The 16396-nt window shown below is 61.2% G+C and carries 15 protein-coding genes; 6 read left to right on the top strand and 9 right to left on the bottom strand.

What is annotated here, in order from left to right; all coding sequences use genetic code 11:
- Positions 1-8 precede the first annotated feature (8 nt).
- Complete coding sequence (locus EB235_RS01215; protein WP_027032767.1) at positions 9-1181, bottom strand: glycosyltransferase; 1173 nt, start codon at positions 1179-1181, stop codon at positions 9-11.
- A 481-nt stretch (positions 1182-1662) separates the two neighbouring features.
- Here EB235_RS01215 and EB235_RS01220 point away from each other — a divergent pair, with 481 nt between their 5' ends.
- The 4 genes from EB235_RS01220 (at position 1663) to EB235_RS01235 (ending at position 6821) form a co-directional block, all read left to right on the top strand.
- Complete coding sequence (locus EB235_RS01220) at positions 1663-2952, top strand: glycosyltransferase family 4 protein (protein ID WP_155256458.1); 1290 nt, start codon at positions 1663-1665, stop codon at positions 2950-2952.
- Between the two features lie 382 nt (positions 2953-3334).
- Complete coding sequence (locus EB235_RS01225; RefSeq protein ID WP_167334889.1) at positions 3335-4048, top strand: family 16 glycosylhydrolase; 714 nt, start codon at positions 3335-3337, stop codon at positions 4046-4048.
- 207 nt (positions 4049-4255) lie between these two features.
- Positions 4256-5752, top strand: coding sequence for a lipopolysaccharide biosynthesis protein (locus EB235_RS01230; protein ID WP_027032764.1), 1497 nt, complete (start codon positions 4256-4258; stop codon positions 5750-5752).
- A gap of 46 nt (positions 5753-5798) precedes the next feature.
- Entirely contained in the window at positions 5799-6821 is a 1023-nt protein-coding gene (locus EB235_RS01235) for a phosphoribosyltransferase family protein (RefSeq protein ID WP_027032763.1), read from the top strand.
- Between the two features lie 18 nt (positions 6822-6839).
- Here the strand turns inward: EB235_RS01235 and EB235_RS01240 are convergent, their stop codons facing one another.
- From EB235_RS01240 to EB235_RS01275, 8 genes are all read right to left on the bottom strand, one after another.
- A complete protein-coding gene (locus tag EB235_RS01240) occupies positions 6840-7919 on the bottom strand; it encodes a glycosyltransferase (protein WP_027032762.1) in 1080 nt (359 codons plus the stop codon).
- Between the two features lie 75 nt (positions 7920-7994).
- Positions 7995-8444, bottom strand: coding sequence for a hypothetical protein (locus tag EB235_RS01245; protein ID WP_027032761.1), 450 nt, complete (start codon positions 8442-8444; stop codon positions 7995-7997).
- 13 nt (positions 8445-8457) lie between these two features.
- A complete protein-coding gene (locus tag EB235_RS01250; protein ID WP_027032760.1) occupies positions 8458-9900 on the bottom strand; it encodes a GMC oxidoreductase in 1443 nt (480 codons plus the stop codon).
- 64 nt (positions 9901-9964) lie between these two features.
- Positions 9965-11296: a UDP-glucose dehydrogenase family protein gene (locus EB235_RS01255; protein WP_027032759.1), complete on the bottom strand. Its 1332-nt coding sequence runs from the start codon at positions 11294-11296 to the stop codon at positions 9965-9967.
- 49 nt (positions 11297-11345) lie between these two features.
- Positions 11346-12227, bottom strand: coding sequence for a family 16 glycosylhydrolase (locus tag EB235_RS01260; RefSeq protein WP_027032758.1), 882 nt, complete (start codon positions 12225-12227; stop codon positions 11346-11348).
- Positions 12228-12378: 151 nt separating this feature from the next.
- The gene (locus tag EB235_RS01265; protein ID WP_027032757.1) at positions 12379-12780 is read right to left on the bottom strand and encodes a hypothetical protein; all 402 of its coding nucleotides are present in this window, start codon (positions 12778-12780) and stop codon (positions 12379-12381) included.
- Between the two features lie 287 nt (positions 12781-13067).
- Positions 13068-14090, bottom strand: coding sequence for a glycosyltransferase family 2 protein (locus EB235_RS01270; RefSeq protein WP_027032756.1), 1023 nt, complete (start codon positions 14088-14090; stop codon positions 13068-13070).
- A gap of 64 nt (positions 14091-14154) precedes the next feature.
- Positions 14155-15285, bottom strand: coding sequence for a nucleotidyltransferase family protein (locus EB235_RS01275; RefSeq protein ID WP_027032755.1), 1131 nt, complete (start codon positions 15283-15285; stop codon positions 14155-14157).
- Positions 15286-15802: 517 nt separating this feature from the next.
- On the opposite strand from EB235_RS01275, the gene EB235_RS01280 reads away from it, so the two are divergent.
- Entirely contained in the window at positions 15803-15955 is a 153-nt protein-coding gene (locus EB235_RS01280; protein WP_010913078.1) for a lasso peptide, read from the top strand.
- 134 nt (positions 15956-16089) lie between these two features.
- Positions 16090-16389 (top strand): PqqD family protein, encoded by a 300-nt coding sequence (locus tag EB235_RS01285; protein WP_027032754.1) that lies wholly within the window; start codon positions 16090-16092, stop codon positions 16387-16389.
- Positions 16390-16396: the final 7 nt, after the last annotated feature.

Here is a 16396-nt window from a genome sequence, read left to right on the forward strand (position 1 = left end):
TATCCATCCTATGCCAGAGCCTCGGTCGCGAGGGGCTCGTGCACCGCTGTCAGGCGGCGCAGTTTTTCGACCAACGCCCTGCAGTCGCTGCGATCGTAGCTCCACGTCCTTGGATTGCGGGCAAGCACGCGTGCCTTCAGCCTGCCGAAGCGGTGCTCGTCCATCTTGCCCAGCGCTGTTTCGAGAGCGTCGGTATCTGCCTGCGGCAGCGGGATGCCGATATCCTGCTGGCTGAGGAACCGGCCGGTTTCCGTATGACCCATCGAGATCGGCACCGCCCCAAAGCGGCAGCCTTCATAGAGGCGGTTGGGCAGCAGCCATTCCGAATTCTGCCCCTCTTCGAAGAAATCGATCGCCCAGGAGAAATGGACGTCCCGGTAGATCGCCGCCATGTCCTCCGGGTTGCGATAAGGCCCGCGAAACGACAAATAAGGCTCGGCATCGATGAAGGCATGGAAATCGGGGAATTCGGACAATGCCGGACGGCCGCGCAGCACGACCTCGAAACGTCCATCCATACGGCGCGTGAAATCGGCCAGCAGCTCGAGCGAGCGGCGGCAGCGCAACGCGCCGAACCAGCCGATCCGCCATGGCGGTGCGACAGGTCCGTCCACCGCCTCACGCTCAGCGGGCAGGATTGCTGCTGCCTCGAAATACTTGTTCTCGACCAGTTCGACGGGTGCCTCGACCTGGCGGAAGGGCTTGAAATAATTGGCGATGAAGGCGGGCGAACTGGTCACCAGCAGCTTCACGTCGCGCGCCAGATGTCGCTCCGTGGCGCGCAGCGCCTTGCCAAGCATATCGTCGCGGAGCACCAGTCGATGGATGTCGAGGCATTCATAGACGATCGGCACCGTAGCCCCGAATGCCGACTTGGCGCGGCGGGCAAGCGCCAGCATTTCCAGGTTGCGCGCGATGATGAGATCGGGCCGCGGCGTGCCCGCGAGCTTTGAACCGATTGAAATCGCAGCTTTCGCCACGGCCGCCAGGCGCTGACCGAACCGGCCATCGCGCGTCGCGCCAAGGTCGATCGGGCGCAATCCCTCGATATCCAAAACCGGATCGGCCGTACGACGGAAGCCGGCCAAACTGACTTGGGCTCCACCTGCCCTGAGCATCGTGATCCGCCGGCGCACTGCCGGGTCGGAAACGTCGTGCACAAGGTACAAGACATGCAGCATAAAGACTCGACCGCTGTTGGCCCACCCAAGGGGATGCTAGTACAGCTCTTGCTGCATCGCAACATTTTTGGTGCAGTGTAGCAAAATTAGCCATTTCTGCCGCATCGCACAAAACGTGTCGCATGAGCCTCACACGCGCGAGGATAGACGTGCAGTTGAGCCACGCAGAGCGGCATGGCCCACGGCACCGGGAATTTCGGGCAGTTCTGGCCTCAGCGTGGCAAGATGACGATCTCACACGGCAAATCTCGACCCGGCGGCATTGGTGGTCGTGGTTAATCAATTGCTAAATATCGTATTGCACTGCAACAAAAAATGATATTGAATTCTTGTCAGGGAAGTTGGGCTCTGGAAGTTGGCTAGGGGAAGCGCGCCTGCACTCTGTTGCAGTGCGGCATAGCATGTCGATTGCTGCGCTGCTGCATCTTCGGAATAGTTGCGAATACCCCCTTATGCCACTGTTGAATACGGGTGGTGCTGTATGGGCAAGTCTCTTCGTATTGCCGTCTATGACGATAAGTATCCGACGAGTTTCGTTACACCGCGAACGTCCAGGCATACGATCCTGCGACAGCGATTTCTGCCCCTGAACCTGGTTTCGTCGCAGCTGGAAGGCGTGACGTTGATCGAACCCGCCCTGTCTGTCGACATGGTCCATGCATTCAACCGAATACCGCTCAATTCCTCCAAGTCCATCATGTCGTTCGAGTCCCATTTGCCGCGGCAGTTCGCCCTGAGCAAACGCGGGATGATGGCGCGGTATCTGGTGTCGCGGATCACCAACCCTGGCTGCCGCCGCATTATCGCCTTGTCGCATTTTGCTCGCAGAACTTTTCTGGCCCAGCATTCCGACAATCCGGAGTTGAGCCTGCTGACGGAAAAGCTGCTGGTCCGCCACCCGAACATCGTGGTGCCGGCAACGGAAAATGCGATGGCGCAAGACACCGCCCAAGAACTGGTGTTGACATTCATCGGAGCCCACTTTGGCCGCAAGGGCGGATGCGTTGCGGTCAAGATTGCGGAAAAGGCAATCGAGCAGAACTTGCCAATCCGGGTGAACATCGTTTCCAGTCTCCAGGTCGGCGGCCATATATGGACGGATCCGACAAGCCCGGGTTTCTTCGACCCCTACCTCAAGCTGCTCGAACTGAAGAACGTTCGGCATCACGGGGTGTTGCCGAACCACGCGGTGCGACAATTGCTGCGCAAATCGCATTTCGGCATCCTCGCCACCTTTGGCGACACTTTCGGCTATTCTGCAGTGGAATCGATGTCCGAGCACACGCCGGTTCTTGGAACGAAGGTCTGCGCCTTGCCTGAGTTCCTGGAGGATGGCGTCAACGGGATCTCACTGCCCGTAGAACTCGACGACACCGGCAATTGGCTGAACCCGGGATATGACTCTCGCGGGGAGGCGAAATACGCCCAATATTTCCGCGATGAGGTCGAACGGCTCGCCAGCCTGGCCATCGAACGATTGAAGCCGTTCATCGGGCAACCGGCCTTGATGGCGCCACTGCGGCGAGAGGCGCGAAGGACTGCGGAGGTCATGTTCGCGGCAGAACCCGCAGCCGCGTTTTTTGACGCGCTTTACGATCGTGTCGCCTTGGAAAGAACCCGCGAGCCGGTACAACTCGATCCTGCCCTCGACGTTTCTTCTCCCAAGTCGCTGCCGCTTGAAACCCTTTGGCCCACGGCATTGCCGTTTGACCCTGGCCTGCAGGATGCAGTGGAGCAGGTTCCCCGCATGCCGACAGCCTCCGCGGCCTGAGCACCGCTGGGAGCATCGCAAACCCGAAAGCTCGTTGTCCGCTCATCGCCACGGATCGAGAAGGATCATCCGCCCGTCCTGAGCGCCGATGCCCAGATTAGGTCGCCACAATCAACCTTAAGCAGGTCAATTTTGTTGCATCGCAATATTTTGATGCTGCACGGCAAAAAATCGCCTTATCTTTGGTGTACGTTTCAATCATCGAAGTGGCGCGCCTACCACCGCCGCAGTGCCACGAGCCGCGCCGAACGGCCGGATCGAATATCGTCGCCGTTAACATCATCAAGGCGGCCAATGGAGGCTACCGATGACTTACACACGCAGAAAACTCCTAGCGCTTCTGGCCGCCACCACGGCCGTGCAATCGGTTGCCGGCCAGGCAATGGCCGAGAGTGTCGTGGCGGGAAGCGGGGATTTCACCCTCGACAAGCTTCCCGACTGGTCTGCCGTAAAGCTCCAGGTTTGGAAATACAACAATCCGTTCGTGCCGTCTCAGTGGAGCGAGGCCAAGCTCGGGGGCTACGACTGGAAGGCCGACAACATCAAGATCGTCGACGGCGCACTTCAGCTTACCGTCAGCGAGAAAGCCTCCGCGGAGTTGATGTCTGGCAGCAATTCCACATCCGCATCGGCAAAGTGGGAGGTGGACGTAACGCTGCCGACGATGAAGCCAGGACTGATCGCGGCGCCGCTCTGGATTTTTAACAAAAAGGCCAATGAGGAGGTCGATTTCGAGATCGTCGGCACCAGGGGGTTGCAGCTTACCGTCTGGGCCGACGTCGACAACCAGCACAAGGCCGTCTGGGTCAAATGGATTCTGCTTGGAGACCTCTCGGGCAAACAATATCGCCTGGGCCTGCAATATGAGGGCGGGAAGCGGGTTACCTTCTTCATCGATGGCATAGAAGTCGCGGTCGTTACGCCAGCCGATACCGCCGGCGGAGCCTTTCCGAACAAACCCATGCAGCCGTATTTCGACCTGTGGGTGGCGGCGGGCGCCATCATGGACCCTCGCTGGGCCGGCAAATGGGAGCCAATGGCCGCCTCGGACAAATTGGTCATGACCCTCCACGGATACAGACGAACCGACATCTAGCCAGCATGGTGGCTTCGTGCGGATGAAGGCTTTCGTGGCGCCTCGACAGGAAAGCTGCAGGCGTCGGCCCATGCTGCATTGCAATATTTGTGATGCGGCGATGGAGATTTTCTGTTGCACTGCAAAATTATTGCCGTAGTTTGGCATCGGCGGCGGGCGTGGATTTTCAGGGTTCGGAAATCCGCGCAAAAATCAGGAATCCTGAATTTGGAAGCCAATCCATTCGATCCGCCAGAAGGCTCGCTCCGCAAATCGGTAGGGCGCGGCGCAGTGGTCACGGCCATGGCGCAATCGGTGCGGGTTGCGACGCAGATCATCTCCGTCATCGTGCTGTCGCGGCTGTTGTCGCCGCAGGATTTCGGCGTGGTCGCCATGTGCGCGCCGGTGCTGGCCTTCATTGCCCTGTTCCAGGATTTCGGCCTGACCCAGGCGACGATCCAGAAATCGGGCATCCGCAACGAAGAGGTGAACTACCTCTTCTGGATCAATGTCGCCGTCAGCGCGATCCTGGCCTGCGTGCTCGCAGGTGCCGCACCGCTGGTCGCCGCCTTCTATGGCGAACCACGCGTGACCGGCCTGGTCGCCGCATTCGGCCTGCAAATCATGGCTTATGGGCTTGGCGCCCAGCATCTGGCGCTTTTGACGCGGCGCATGCAGTTCGGGCGGCTGGCAATCATCGATGTCGCCAGCGCCGTCGCCGGCCTTGTGGTGTCGATCGCCTGGACCTTCATCGACCGTTCCTACTGGGCGCTGTTTGCCGGCACGCTGACCGGCGCGGTGCTGCCGACATTGTGCTATTGGGCAAGCTCACGCTGGCGTCCCGGCCTGCCGCGCAAGGTCGCCGGAATCAGCGAGCTGATCAATTTCGGCGCCGGTATTACCGGCTTCAACTTCGCCAATTTCTTTGCCCGCAACCTCGACAATGTGCTGATCGGCAAATATTGGGGCGAAGCCCAGCTCGGCCTTTATGACCGCGCCTACAAGCTGCTTTTGTTTCCGCTCAGCCAGATCACCAATCCGCTGTCGAAGGTGATGGTACCGGCGCTGTCTAGGCTCAAGGACGAGCCGGACCGCTACCGCAGCGCCTATCTGCGCGTCATGCCGCTGATCCTGCTGGTGGCGCTTCCGGGCGTCGCCTTCGCCACCGCAATGTCGGATGTGCTGATCCCATTCGTGCTGGGCGAACAGTGGCGCGCCAGCGCCTCGATCTTCCTGGCGCTCGGCTTTGCCGGCCTGCTGCAGCCCCTTAACAACCCTGCGGGCTGGCTTTTCGTCAGCCAGGGCCGCTCCGGTGACTTCATGCGCTGGGGCATCATCACGGCGGTAACGTCGGTGCTCGCCTTCGCGCTTGGCCTGCCCTATGGCGCGCTCGGCGTGGCGATTGCCTATGCGGTCAGCGAATATCTGCGCACGCCCTTCCTGTGGCTTTATGTCGGCAAGAGCGGACCGCTGCAGGCGCACCATGTGCTGCGCGCCGCAACGCCGTTCGTGCTTGGCGCGCATCTGGCGCTGGCGGCGGTCTGGTTCATCAAACCATTGCTGCCGCAGCAGCATGTCGTTGCCTTGGCCAGTGGCGCCATCCTCGCCTACCTCATCACAACAGTCGTCGCGCTGGCTTTCGCTTCCGGACGCGAGGCCTTGCGCGAGGCGTTGAAAATGCTGCCGGCAAGGTTGCCTGCCGCAACGCCGCGTGAGGCGCAGTAATTTGAGCGCCTTCTCCAGCTACGGACATCCACTCGAGGCCTGATCCATGCACTACCGATCGATTTCAGACATGAACGACGCTGTCGTCGGCAACCTTCACCGGTTGCCGCGCGACATCGACCTGGTGGTCGGCGTCCCGAGAAGCGGCGTGCTGGCGGCGACACTGGTCAGCCTTGCGGCGAACATTCCGATGACCGACCTGGATAGCTTCCTGGAGGGCCGCGTCTACACGTCAGGCATCACCAAACGCCGGGCGGCACTCGACCGCAAGGTCTCGGAGATGCGCAAGGTGCTGGTGATCGACGACAGCGTCGCCGGCGGCAATGCCATGCGCGATGCCCGCGCCCGTATCGAGGCTGCCGGCATCGAGGCCGACTACACATTTGCCGCCGTGTTCGGCCTGGAGCCACAGCATCAGGGGATCGATGTCGTGTTCGAGGTCGTGCCGCATCCGCGCATGTTCCAGTGGAATTTCGTGCACCACAAATTCCTGGCGCAATGCTGCGTCGACATCGATGGCGTGCTTTGCCTCGATCCGACCGAGGCGGAAAACGACGACGGCCCGGCCTATGAAAAATTCCTCAGCGAAGCGCGGCCCCTCCATACTCCGACCCACAGGATCGGCTGGCTGGTCACCAGCCGGCTGGAGAAATACCGCGCGCTGACCGAGGCGTGGCTGGCCAAGCACGGGATCCAGTACGACCAACTCATTATGCTCGACCTGCCGAGCAAGGCGGAGCGCCAGCGGCTTGGCGCGCATGGCAGTTTCAAGGCCGATTTCTACCGCAGATCCGATGCCATCCTGTTCATCGAAAGCGAGCACGCGCAGGCGCTGAGGATTACCGAGCTGTCCGGCAAGCCGGTGCTGTGCGTCGAAACGCACATGGTCAGCTTTCCCGATACGCTGTCGCTGCCGGCGCTTGGCCAGGCGGCGCGCAACCTGCCGGCCAGACTGCGGCAGATCAACTCGCAGGAAGGCCGCAAGAGCGCCGCCAAGACCCTTGCCCGCGCCTTGCTTGGTGCCCGTGGCTACGAGACGCTGAAAAGCCGGGTTAAACGCCCGGCCTGATCGGCACCATTGGGAGCGCTAAGCAGCCTGCAGCGCGCGCTGCTGCACGGCCCGGTCCAATATCGAGAAGAAGGTGACGAACTGGCGATCCGGATCGAGCTCCGGGCGCCCCGCGAAGCCGCGCGCGAGGCTGGAAACCCGGTCGTACTCCTTGTTGTCGTTCCACAGCAGCCTGATGGCCGCGACCCAGTCGATGAGCGGCGCGTCATAATCCAGCACCGTGCCGCCCGGGCCGATTGCTTCGGGCAGGCCGCCGCGCCGCGAGCCGACGACCGGGATGCCGCTGCAATGGGCCTCCGAGGCGACGCGCCCCCAGGCCTCTTCCCACTTGGACGGCGCAAGCAGGATCCTGGTGCGGCCATAGATCGTCTTCATGTCGTTGGTGCGGCTCTCCAGCGTAACATTGCCGAGCGGTGCGATCGTCTCTTCGATGCGCGCCCGATGGTCGTCTTCCAGCTTCCAGCTTTCGACGAACAGGAACGGGATTTCCGGGCAGGCGCCGGCAATGCGCACCGCAAGCTCGAAGCCCTTTTCCTCATAGGGGTTGATCAAGGTGACGAACTTACCCGTTGTCGGCGTGCTGTAATGCGTCGGGTTGATGGTCGGCGGGATCACCGTCGCCTCGATGCCGAACTCTTTTTTGTAGGTGCGCGCGGTGAACTCGGAATTGGCGATGTAGAGTGCGCCGCGCAATTCGCGCAGATCGCCGCCGAGTTCATGGAACTCGACATTACGGAGATAGACGACCAGCGGCACGCCCTCGGCCTGCAGCGCCTTGCCCAGCGGAACCGACTTGTGACACTGGACCACCGCCACGTCAGGCTTCTGCCTGCCGACGGCAAAGCTTGCCGCGTCCCAGGGAAACCATGACCGGATCACCGGATAGCCGGGATGACTGTCGACGACCGCGGGTTGCCGAAGCAGTTTCATCTTGGCGCGCGCCTTGAGGCCGAACATTCCGTCGCCGAACAAAGCGGCGAGCACAGAGGCTTCATGCCCGTGTTCGATCAGCTGCTGCGCCAGATGATGCGTGCTGGACTGCACGCCGCCACCGAATTCGGGCGGATAGCCGTTGCCGCTGGCAAACAGGACTTTCATGAACCGGCTCCTTGTCGCATTCTGATATTCTGGCTCTCTTCTCCAAAGCGGCCTGACCGGCAGGCCACTTTCGCCTCACGCACTCTGCGGTGGATCAAGCGTCGCAAACGGGTTGGTGCATGACTGCCATCCCGTGAACCGGATCGGATCATCAGGCGAGCTGCGCCAGGCATAGTCCGTCAGCATGTGGAATTCGGCTACGGCCCAACGATCGAAATGCCTGAGATCGCGCCGCTTCTGCTTCGGCAGCAAGCCGCGTGCCTGTCCGAGCTTCGCCGTTTCGAGCAAGGTGATGGCATCGCTCAGTTTTTCACTGGGGAATATCCACGGGTTGCGATTGCGGAACTCGAGCACGAACTGCTGCAGATGCTCGATGCGCATGTTCAGCCTGCCGAGATATTTTTCGAGCGTGACGCGAACCAGATCCTCGTCCGAGAACGAGGAGACGGCCGCATAGGCAACACCGGTCGACGCTACGCCTCCCGCCAGGATGGCCAGTGCCGAGCGCCGTGTGACTTCGATCATCAGGCTGCTCCTCTCACGCGATCCGGCTCGCTGCCCGCAAGGACAAGGCTGCCGCGGTCAGGCTGGGGTTGGCGCAGGAGCAGCTCGGATAGGTGCTGGTGCCGACGACAACCAGGTTTCTCAACCGGTGATGGATCATGTTGCTGTCGATCACAGAATCAGCCGGACCGGTGCCCATTCTCAGCGTGCCCTGGACATGCGATTCCGTTGGCCGGATGCCACGGTCGAAGAGCTTTTCGACCGGCAGCGGCGAAAGCAGGCCAGGCAATTTGTCCAGCGCCCGGGCCATGCCCTTGACCGCGTAGTCCGACGGTGCCTTGAAGCTGACGAAAGCATTGTCGTCCTCGTCGAGGGTGACGAAATTCTCGTGATCGAGCAGGTTTTCGGTGACCACGACAAGTGGCAATGTCTGGCGCAGCCGACCCTTCTCGGCCCGCATCCCATGCTGCCAGCGGTTCTCGAAATAAACCAGTGCGGCTGCGTGCTCGGACCGGTGGGGACCGTCATAGAGGCCGAAATTCAGGCCGGTGGTGATGGTGCTGCCGTCGAAATTGTCGACGCCGTCGAGATAGACCTCAAAATTCCAGCCATAGGATTCATGCAGGCCGCGCCCGACGAATTCGTCTCCTAGGCCGGATCGCAGCATGATCGCCGCGCTCTGGATGGCATTGGCGCCGAGAATGAAGAGGTCGCCGCCGACCTGATACTCCTTGCCATCCTTCACGAAGGTGACCGAACGGACCGTGCCGCCGACATGATCGAGCCTGCGCACTTCCGCGCCGAGGCAAACTGAAACGTCGGGATGCTCGAAGACATGCATCAGGCCGTTGTTGACGGTGAATTTGGCGTCGACCGGACACAGCCAGCAGCGCAAATTGGCACAGCACGAGGTGCGTTGCGCCGTTGGTACCCTCGCCCGCGCAGTCGGCATGACGAAGTGCTGGTCGGGCTGGGCCGCCTTCATCATCTTGTCGGGCGTCGACATGCGATGCGGCGGTTGCGGAAACGGTTTCGAGCGCGGCAGCATCTGCGCCATGTCGGGATCGCCGGAGATCGACATGATCTCTTCGGCGTCGCAGTAGAACGGCTCGACATCGTCATAGCTGATCGGCCAGTCATTGCCGATGCCATAGGTGCTTTTCAGCCTGAAGTCGTTGGGATGGAAGCGTGGCGTCTGCGCGAACCAGCAGTTGGTGCCGCCGCCCAGCCCGATCGTGTAATTCCACGGCTTGTCTGAATTGGTTTTGTAGGTCGTTTCGTCGTCGATGTCGGTGTTGGCGTCCTGGTCGAGCTGCCATTCATGCGTGTTGTGGCGGCCCCATTCCAGAACCAGGATGCGCGCCTTGCGCCGCTTGGCGAACTCGTGCAGGAAGAAGGCCGAACCGAAGCCGGAACCGATCGCGACAACATCGAAATGATCCCTGGTGATTCGCTCGGGCTTTACGTCCAGCACCATCAGCCACAACACCTTTCCGCGCCGGGTGCGCGTGCCAGTTCCTGTTTGCTCTTCGCGTCCGGTCTCACGCCGCCAGTCTGCCTATCGAGTGGTATTCGATGCCGTGGCGCGCCACGACCTTGGGGTCATAGAGGTTGCGGCCGTCGAAGATGACCGGCGTGGTCAGCGCATCCTTCAACGCATCGAAGGACGGCGCGCGGAAACTCTTCCATTCGGTGGCGATGAGCAGCGCATCGGCGCCGCGCAAGGCCGCTTCCTTGGTGCCGCACAAAAGCAGGTCGTCGCGCAGGCCGTAGATGGCTTGGCATTCCTGCATCGCCTCGGGGTCATAAGCCTGCACGGCCGCACCGGCGTTCCAGAGCGCTTCCATCAGCACACGCGCCGGCGCTTCGCGCATGTCGTCGGTGTTGGGCTTGAAGGCCAGGCCCCACAGCGCAAAGGTCTTGCCCTTGAGACTACCCTTGAAATAGCGGTTCACCTTGTCGAACAGGACGGATTTCTGGTCGTTGTTGCGCTCCTCGACGGCGCGCAGCAGCTTGGCGTCGAATTTGACGCCCTCGGCGGTCTTGATCAGCGCGCGCACGTCCTTGGGGAAGCACGAGCCGCCATAGCCGAGACCCGGATAGATGAAGTGGTAGCCGATGCGCGGATCGCTGCCGATGCCCTTGCGCACCTCCTCGATGTCGGCGCCGAGCTGCTCGGCCAGATTGGCCATCTCGTTCATGAAGCTGATCTTGGTCGCCAGCATGCAGTTGGCGGCGTATTTCGTGAATTCGGCGCTGCGCACGTCCATCACGATCATCTTCTCGTGGTTGCGGTTGAAGGGCGCATAGAGCTCGCGCATCACCGCCTCCGTCTCTTCGCTGTCGGTGCCGACGATGATGCGGTCCGGCTTCATGCAATCGGCGACGGCCGAGCCTTCCTTGAGGAATTCGGGATTGGAGGCGACGTCGAAGCCCAGATCCTCGCGCCCCCTCTTCTTCAGCGTCTCGGCGATCCTGGCCTTGACCTTTTCGCAGGTGCCGACCGGCACGGTCGACTTACCGACGACGATCTTGGCGCTATCCATCTCGCGGCCGATGGTCTCGGCGACCGCGAGCACATATTTGAGATCGGCCGAACCATCCTCGCCGGGCGGCGTGCCGACCGCGATCATCTGGATTTCGCCGTGCCTGACGGCGGCGGCGGCATCGGTGGTGAACTTGATACGACCGGCGGCGTGGTTTTCCTTGACGAGGCTCTCAAGGCCCGGCTCGAAAATCGGGACGAAGCCCTGGTTGAGCCGTTCCACCTTGTTGGCGTCGATGTCGACGCAAACAACCTGGTGGCCAACCTCGGCAAGCACCGCGGCCTGCACGAGGCCGACATAGCCAATTCCAAACACCGTCAAGTTCATTCGGTTTCATTCCTGTCCAGGGCCGGGATCCGTTTTCGGTCCGGCCGATTCAATTCGTCTTTCCCAACTCTTTTACGCTGCATACGAGCGATTCTGGAAACTGACATGGCTCGCCAAGTGCTGTGAAGGCAACGCGTTCGACCTGCAGCGAAAGCTTGCGGCCGGGATCGGCGAATGTGCCCATCCAGCCCTTCAAGGTGTCGCTGCCCCAAAGGCTGAAGAAGATCTTCTGCGCATGGCTGGGCAGTTTTGTCGGATCGGTGATGGTGTTGACCAGCTGGCCGTTGACATACCAGCGCAGACTGTCCTTTTGCCAGACGAAGGCGTAGTCGTTGAAGGCCTTTTCGGTGCCGCCCGGCACGTCGACCAGCTTCTCGTTCTTGCCCTTGCCGTCGATATAGGCGTTGACCTGCACCTTGGAGGTGTCCTTGGTCAGGATCTCGAAATCGATCTCGTCCCAGGGCTGCTTGTCGGACGGGCCGATATAGGAGAAGAACGCCGCATTGAGACCGGAGCCGGCGTCGGTCTTCAGCCGTGCTTCGTAGGTGCCGTAGCCGAAGCGCTGCTTGGTCTGGATCTCGCCGCAAGCGAACTCACGATCCTTCAGCTTCTGCTTTTCGAAGCCAAGCGACAGCACCCCGTCGGAAAGCGCGACCAGCCCTTTCGACCAGTTGCAATTTTGATGGCTGCCGTTGTTCCAGCCGTCGGAGACATACCAGCGCGACCGATCGAAGCTTTTGAAATCATCGACGAAAGACGGGGCGGACTGGATATCCTGTGCATGGGCGGGAGCCGCCGGGAGGCTGCCAAGAGCGGCCAGCAACAGCGCCCCGATCAAACCCAACCGCCGCAGGCCGGTTTGCCGGGTCAGATGCGCGAAGGGCGATGTGTCATTTGCTGTCGTGGACGTGGTTTTCGGATCCGAATTCATACCAAACTCACCTTTGTGCTGTGTGTCCCCAACCCAAAGTCGACGTTTGAACCGCTTCCAAACGGGCCAACCTTGACCTCCTCTTTGACCTTCCCAAAGTCCCTTTCCTGCCTCGCATCACATCTTTGCAGCAGTTCCCGCGCCTTCACGGTCACGCCCGGCGGGTGCCCGCAGGCCTGCCGAAGTCGACCGCGGCGGCCGAATCGGAACTCCCATTTTCGTCGAAAACCATATCCAGCGAATGACGCAGTTCTTTCATCATGCCGTTCTGGCGCGAAAGCGCCGCGATGCGGCGCTCGCAATTCAGGATCGACTCCGTCAGTGCGCTGACTTCGGATGACCGCTTCTGCGAGGCCGAGCCGTTTTCCGTGGCTTCGACGAGGAAGGCCGCGTTGGTCGCCGTCTTGCGGTAGCGGCTCTCCAGGCCGGTTCTCTCAGCCTCGATCTCGGCGGAGATCTGCTCGAACAGCTTCGCCAGCCGATCGAGGCGCGCAATGTCGGCCTGCCGGTCGCGGGCCGGATCCCTTGATCTGAAGCCGAATATCGAGGCCATGGGCCTAAATTCCTGTCATCGCCGGCTTGCCTGCCGGACACCTGGCCGATCCCCGCAAGCGAGGCTGAAAAACTCGTACCGCGTCGTCCAACTCCGCTGACGGGAGATACTTCACCAATCCGATCGGGGGCCAGTTCGGTTGGTCGTCCAATTTGCTGCACCGCAACATAGACTGCCATCCCCGGAGCGATGAGGCAACCACTCAATTCATAAACTCATAAATCCGCCGGTAACGGTCCGCGCGGTGAGCTTGCCTCTTGGCGGCTGAACCGGGCATTCCCTGCGCTCTACCGCTCCTTGCCCGCACTGGTCCCGGCCATCAGGAAACGCAGCGGCGGCACATGTTTGTTCCCGGAGACAAGGCCAACGCGACGAAACAGCGCCGCGAGCTTGTCGGACGCGACGCCCTGGACGATGGGGACCAGGTTGGATTGACTTGCAAAGGCATAGGCAGCAGCCGAAGCCAGCCCGCGCTCGGCCTTCACGTCGAGGAAATTGCGCAGCCGATATTTGTCGCGCACATGCCGTTCATGCCGCCGCAGCACCGCTTTTGAGCCTTCCGGCAGGCTGTCGATCGCCAGCAGCGCCAGATCCGCATCGGCCAGCCGCTTCAGGTCCTGCGTCTTGTGGCGGCCGCTGAGCGAATCGGCGCGCACGATGGCACCATAGCCGCAGGAACGGATGACCTTGAACCTTGCCCCGTGGGCGACGGCGCGGGCGTAGAGTTCGTAATCCTCGCCCAGGCGCAAGCTCTCGTCGTAGCGCAATCCATGCCGGTCGAGGAAGGCACGGCTGATCACCGGCTTCAGAAAGCCAAGCTCGCCTCTTTGCACGTGGCGCCTGGAGATGTTGCCCTCGACGAAGCGCTCGAAATCGAGGAATTCCGGATCGGCGGCAAAATCCGGAGCGACGATTTTCGTCGCGTCGCGCGTCGCGTCGTCCCTGATGAGCATGATGTTGTCGGCCGCGAAATCCCAATCGGCGCCGGCAAACAGGGTGCGAAACCGGCCCTCGAGGAAGAAGTCGTCGGCGTCCAGAATGCTGATGAACGGCGCTTTTGAGCCGGCGATCGCGGCATTGCGGGCGAAGGAAGGGCCGCGATTGACGTCGAGGCGCATGACCTTGAGCCGTCCGCTGCCGTCGTCGGCGGCGCGGGCGACCTCAGCGGTATTGTCGGTGGAGCCGTCGTCAACAACGACGACCTCGGCCACCTCAGGTTCGCGCAACGCGGATGCGATGGCGACCGCGATGGTGCGCCCCGCATTTTTGGCCGCGATGATCACGCAGACCTCGGATTTCGTCATCGACATAGGTTCGCCTCTTGCACAGGTTCCGATATGCCCTCGCCCTGCACGTGTTCCGACACCTCCGCCATCACGGACTGGCCGGCCGTTCGAAGATGCGGCGGCTGATGTCCGCCGACGCTGCCCAGCCGGCTTCGGCGAGGTAGCGGACGGGAGCCCTGCCGCACAATTCCCACAACACGGTTCGCCGCTGCGGCCATCGCAGCGACGACAGCCATGGCGCGATGACCATGTTGAGCAGATCCTCATTGCCGATGCGCGACAGGATCGGCTTGGCCCGCTCGGACAAAAGCGTGCCGGTGCCGCCCAGCAACACGTCGGCGGCGCGCAGGCCGAGCAGCAGTGTATCGTCCAGCCCCTGGCTCACCGCCGCATCGAGCACGCGGCGCTGATCAGCCTCGTCGAGACGGTTGGCGCTGGCCCTGATATCGCAGACATAGCCGGCGCAGGGCTCTCGGTTGAACAGCGCCTTGGCGACGCTGATGCAGGACAGCATCAGCGTGTCGGCGGCCGAGGTGAACGGAACTTCAACGCCGGTGATCTCAACCAGCCGTTTGCGCCGCAGGAACCCATCGGCGTCACGCGGACTGGGCGAGCCGGGCTGCTGGAGGCGATAGTGAAGGTCGACCGTGGACGCTTTCGGGCCATTGCCGCGAATCATATGCTGCTCGCCAAGGAAACGAACCCACCAGACCGAGCGCGACTTGCCGGCAACCTCGTAGCCGATCGAGCGCAACACGTCGCGAGCCCTGGAAAAACCGGCGGGGGAAACCAGGATGTCGACATCGCCGGAAGGCTTCATGAAATGGTCGTCGTAGAGCAGATGCTGCTGGAACGGGCCTTTGAGAAAGACGAAATCGATCTGCCTGTCGCGCAGCGCCTGATGGATCGCCATCGAATCCATGAGGCAGGCGGCATTCATCGAAACCGTGCGTCGGCGATAGGTGTCGAGCCACTGGAAGAGTTCGGCCGGCCTGTCGCCCGCCGGCGCCCGCGACAGCGCCTTCAGAACGAAGGTGGCGACCTTGTTCAGCCTGGCGATGTCGCCGATGGCGGCGGCGGAGAGGGTTGGCGGCGACACGTCGCCGGCCGAGGCCGTCGGCCCGGAGAAATACAACCGCAGGCAGGCTTGTACATACGCGATCTCGTCGGCGCAGTCGGCGGCGCGCAGTCGTTCATAGGAACTTTCCGGCAAGGCCATTGAGCGCGTGGTCTCCAAAATGCGGTTTGCGCGACAGTTATGCTGCAAGTGCGAAGCAAAGCATCCTCAAAAACCTCGGCGCCGTAAAGTCTTTCCTTTCGCAGTGCGAAATTTTGCAACCAGAACGTTTGCCTAGCTTTCTGAAGATGGCGCAACATAAGGCTGAAATTCCGATCCGATCGAGGCACTTCAGCCAGCCATCGATACCGGCCGGCTAACAAAAATCCATCTTTTTAGCCTTGCCTAAAAAAGCGCCGGCGCTATGTACTTTTTATGCAAGCAAAATCAATTGCTTAAAGAATCACCAGCCGCGCGACCTAACTTCACCCGGTTTAAGCCCAATAGAGGCAGAATTTTGAGCAGTTCGCACACGCATGGTGACGCCCGCAACCCGTAATTGATTAACCAGAGGTAAATCAGGCTTGACTCATAAATGGTGCCATGCAGCTATTGCAGCGCAGCATGAAAGTGCTGACGGCACTCGACAGGCCGTTTCCAGTCCTCATTGGAGAGTAAAATGGAACAGAATGTTGAAAAGCATGAGTACGAAACGCCCAGCCTGACGGTACATGGTTCGATCGAAACCATCACCCAGGGTGGTGGCGGCAGCACGGCAATCGACGCGTCGTTTCCGGCGCACACCCCGATTGGCGATCTGACGTTCTCCTGAGACTAGCCTGATTCTGGAGGAGTGACGTTGGGCCTCCAGGATTGAAGACCGTGAATGGAGCCGGGGATGAAAATCCCCGACTTTCCCTTTTGAACTGACGACGCGTAGACCGTGTGTTTCAAACGAGGTTTTGGATGAACTGGAACCCATCCGAGCGCGATAATGTGAGCGCCACGAAGGATGCCGTGGCTTGCGACTTCGGTGAAGGCCTCGCGCTCCTCAATCTTAAATCCAATATTTATTACAGCCTCAACGGCGTCGGCGCGTTCATCTGGGAGCTGATCCAGGAGCCGAAGTCGATCGCCGATATCCGTGGCGCTGTGCTTGCGCGCTACAATGTCGACGCCGAGCGCTGCAAGGCCGACGTCGACGCCTTGCTGAAAGGCCTGGCCGAAAACGGACTTGCGAGGCTGCACAATGAGGCACTTGTCTAGGCCGGTT

It is taken from the genome of Mesorhizobium loti R88b, from assembly GCF_013170845.1.
In the GTDB taxonomy this organism is placed as follows: Bacteria; Pseudomonadota; Alphaproteobacteria; order Rhizobiales; family Rhizobiaceae; genus Mesorhizobium; species Mesorhizobium loti_B.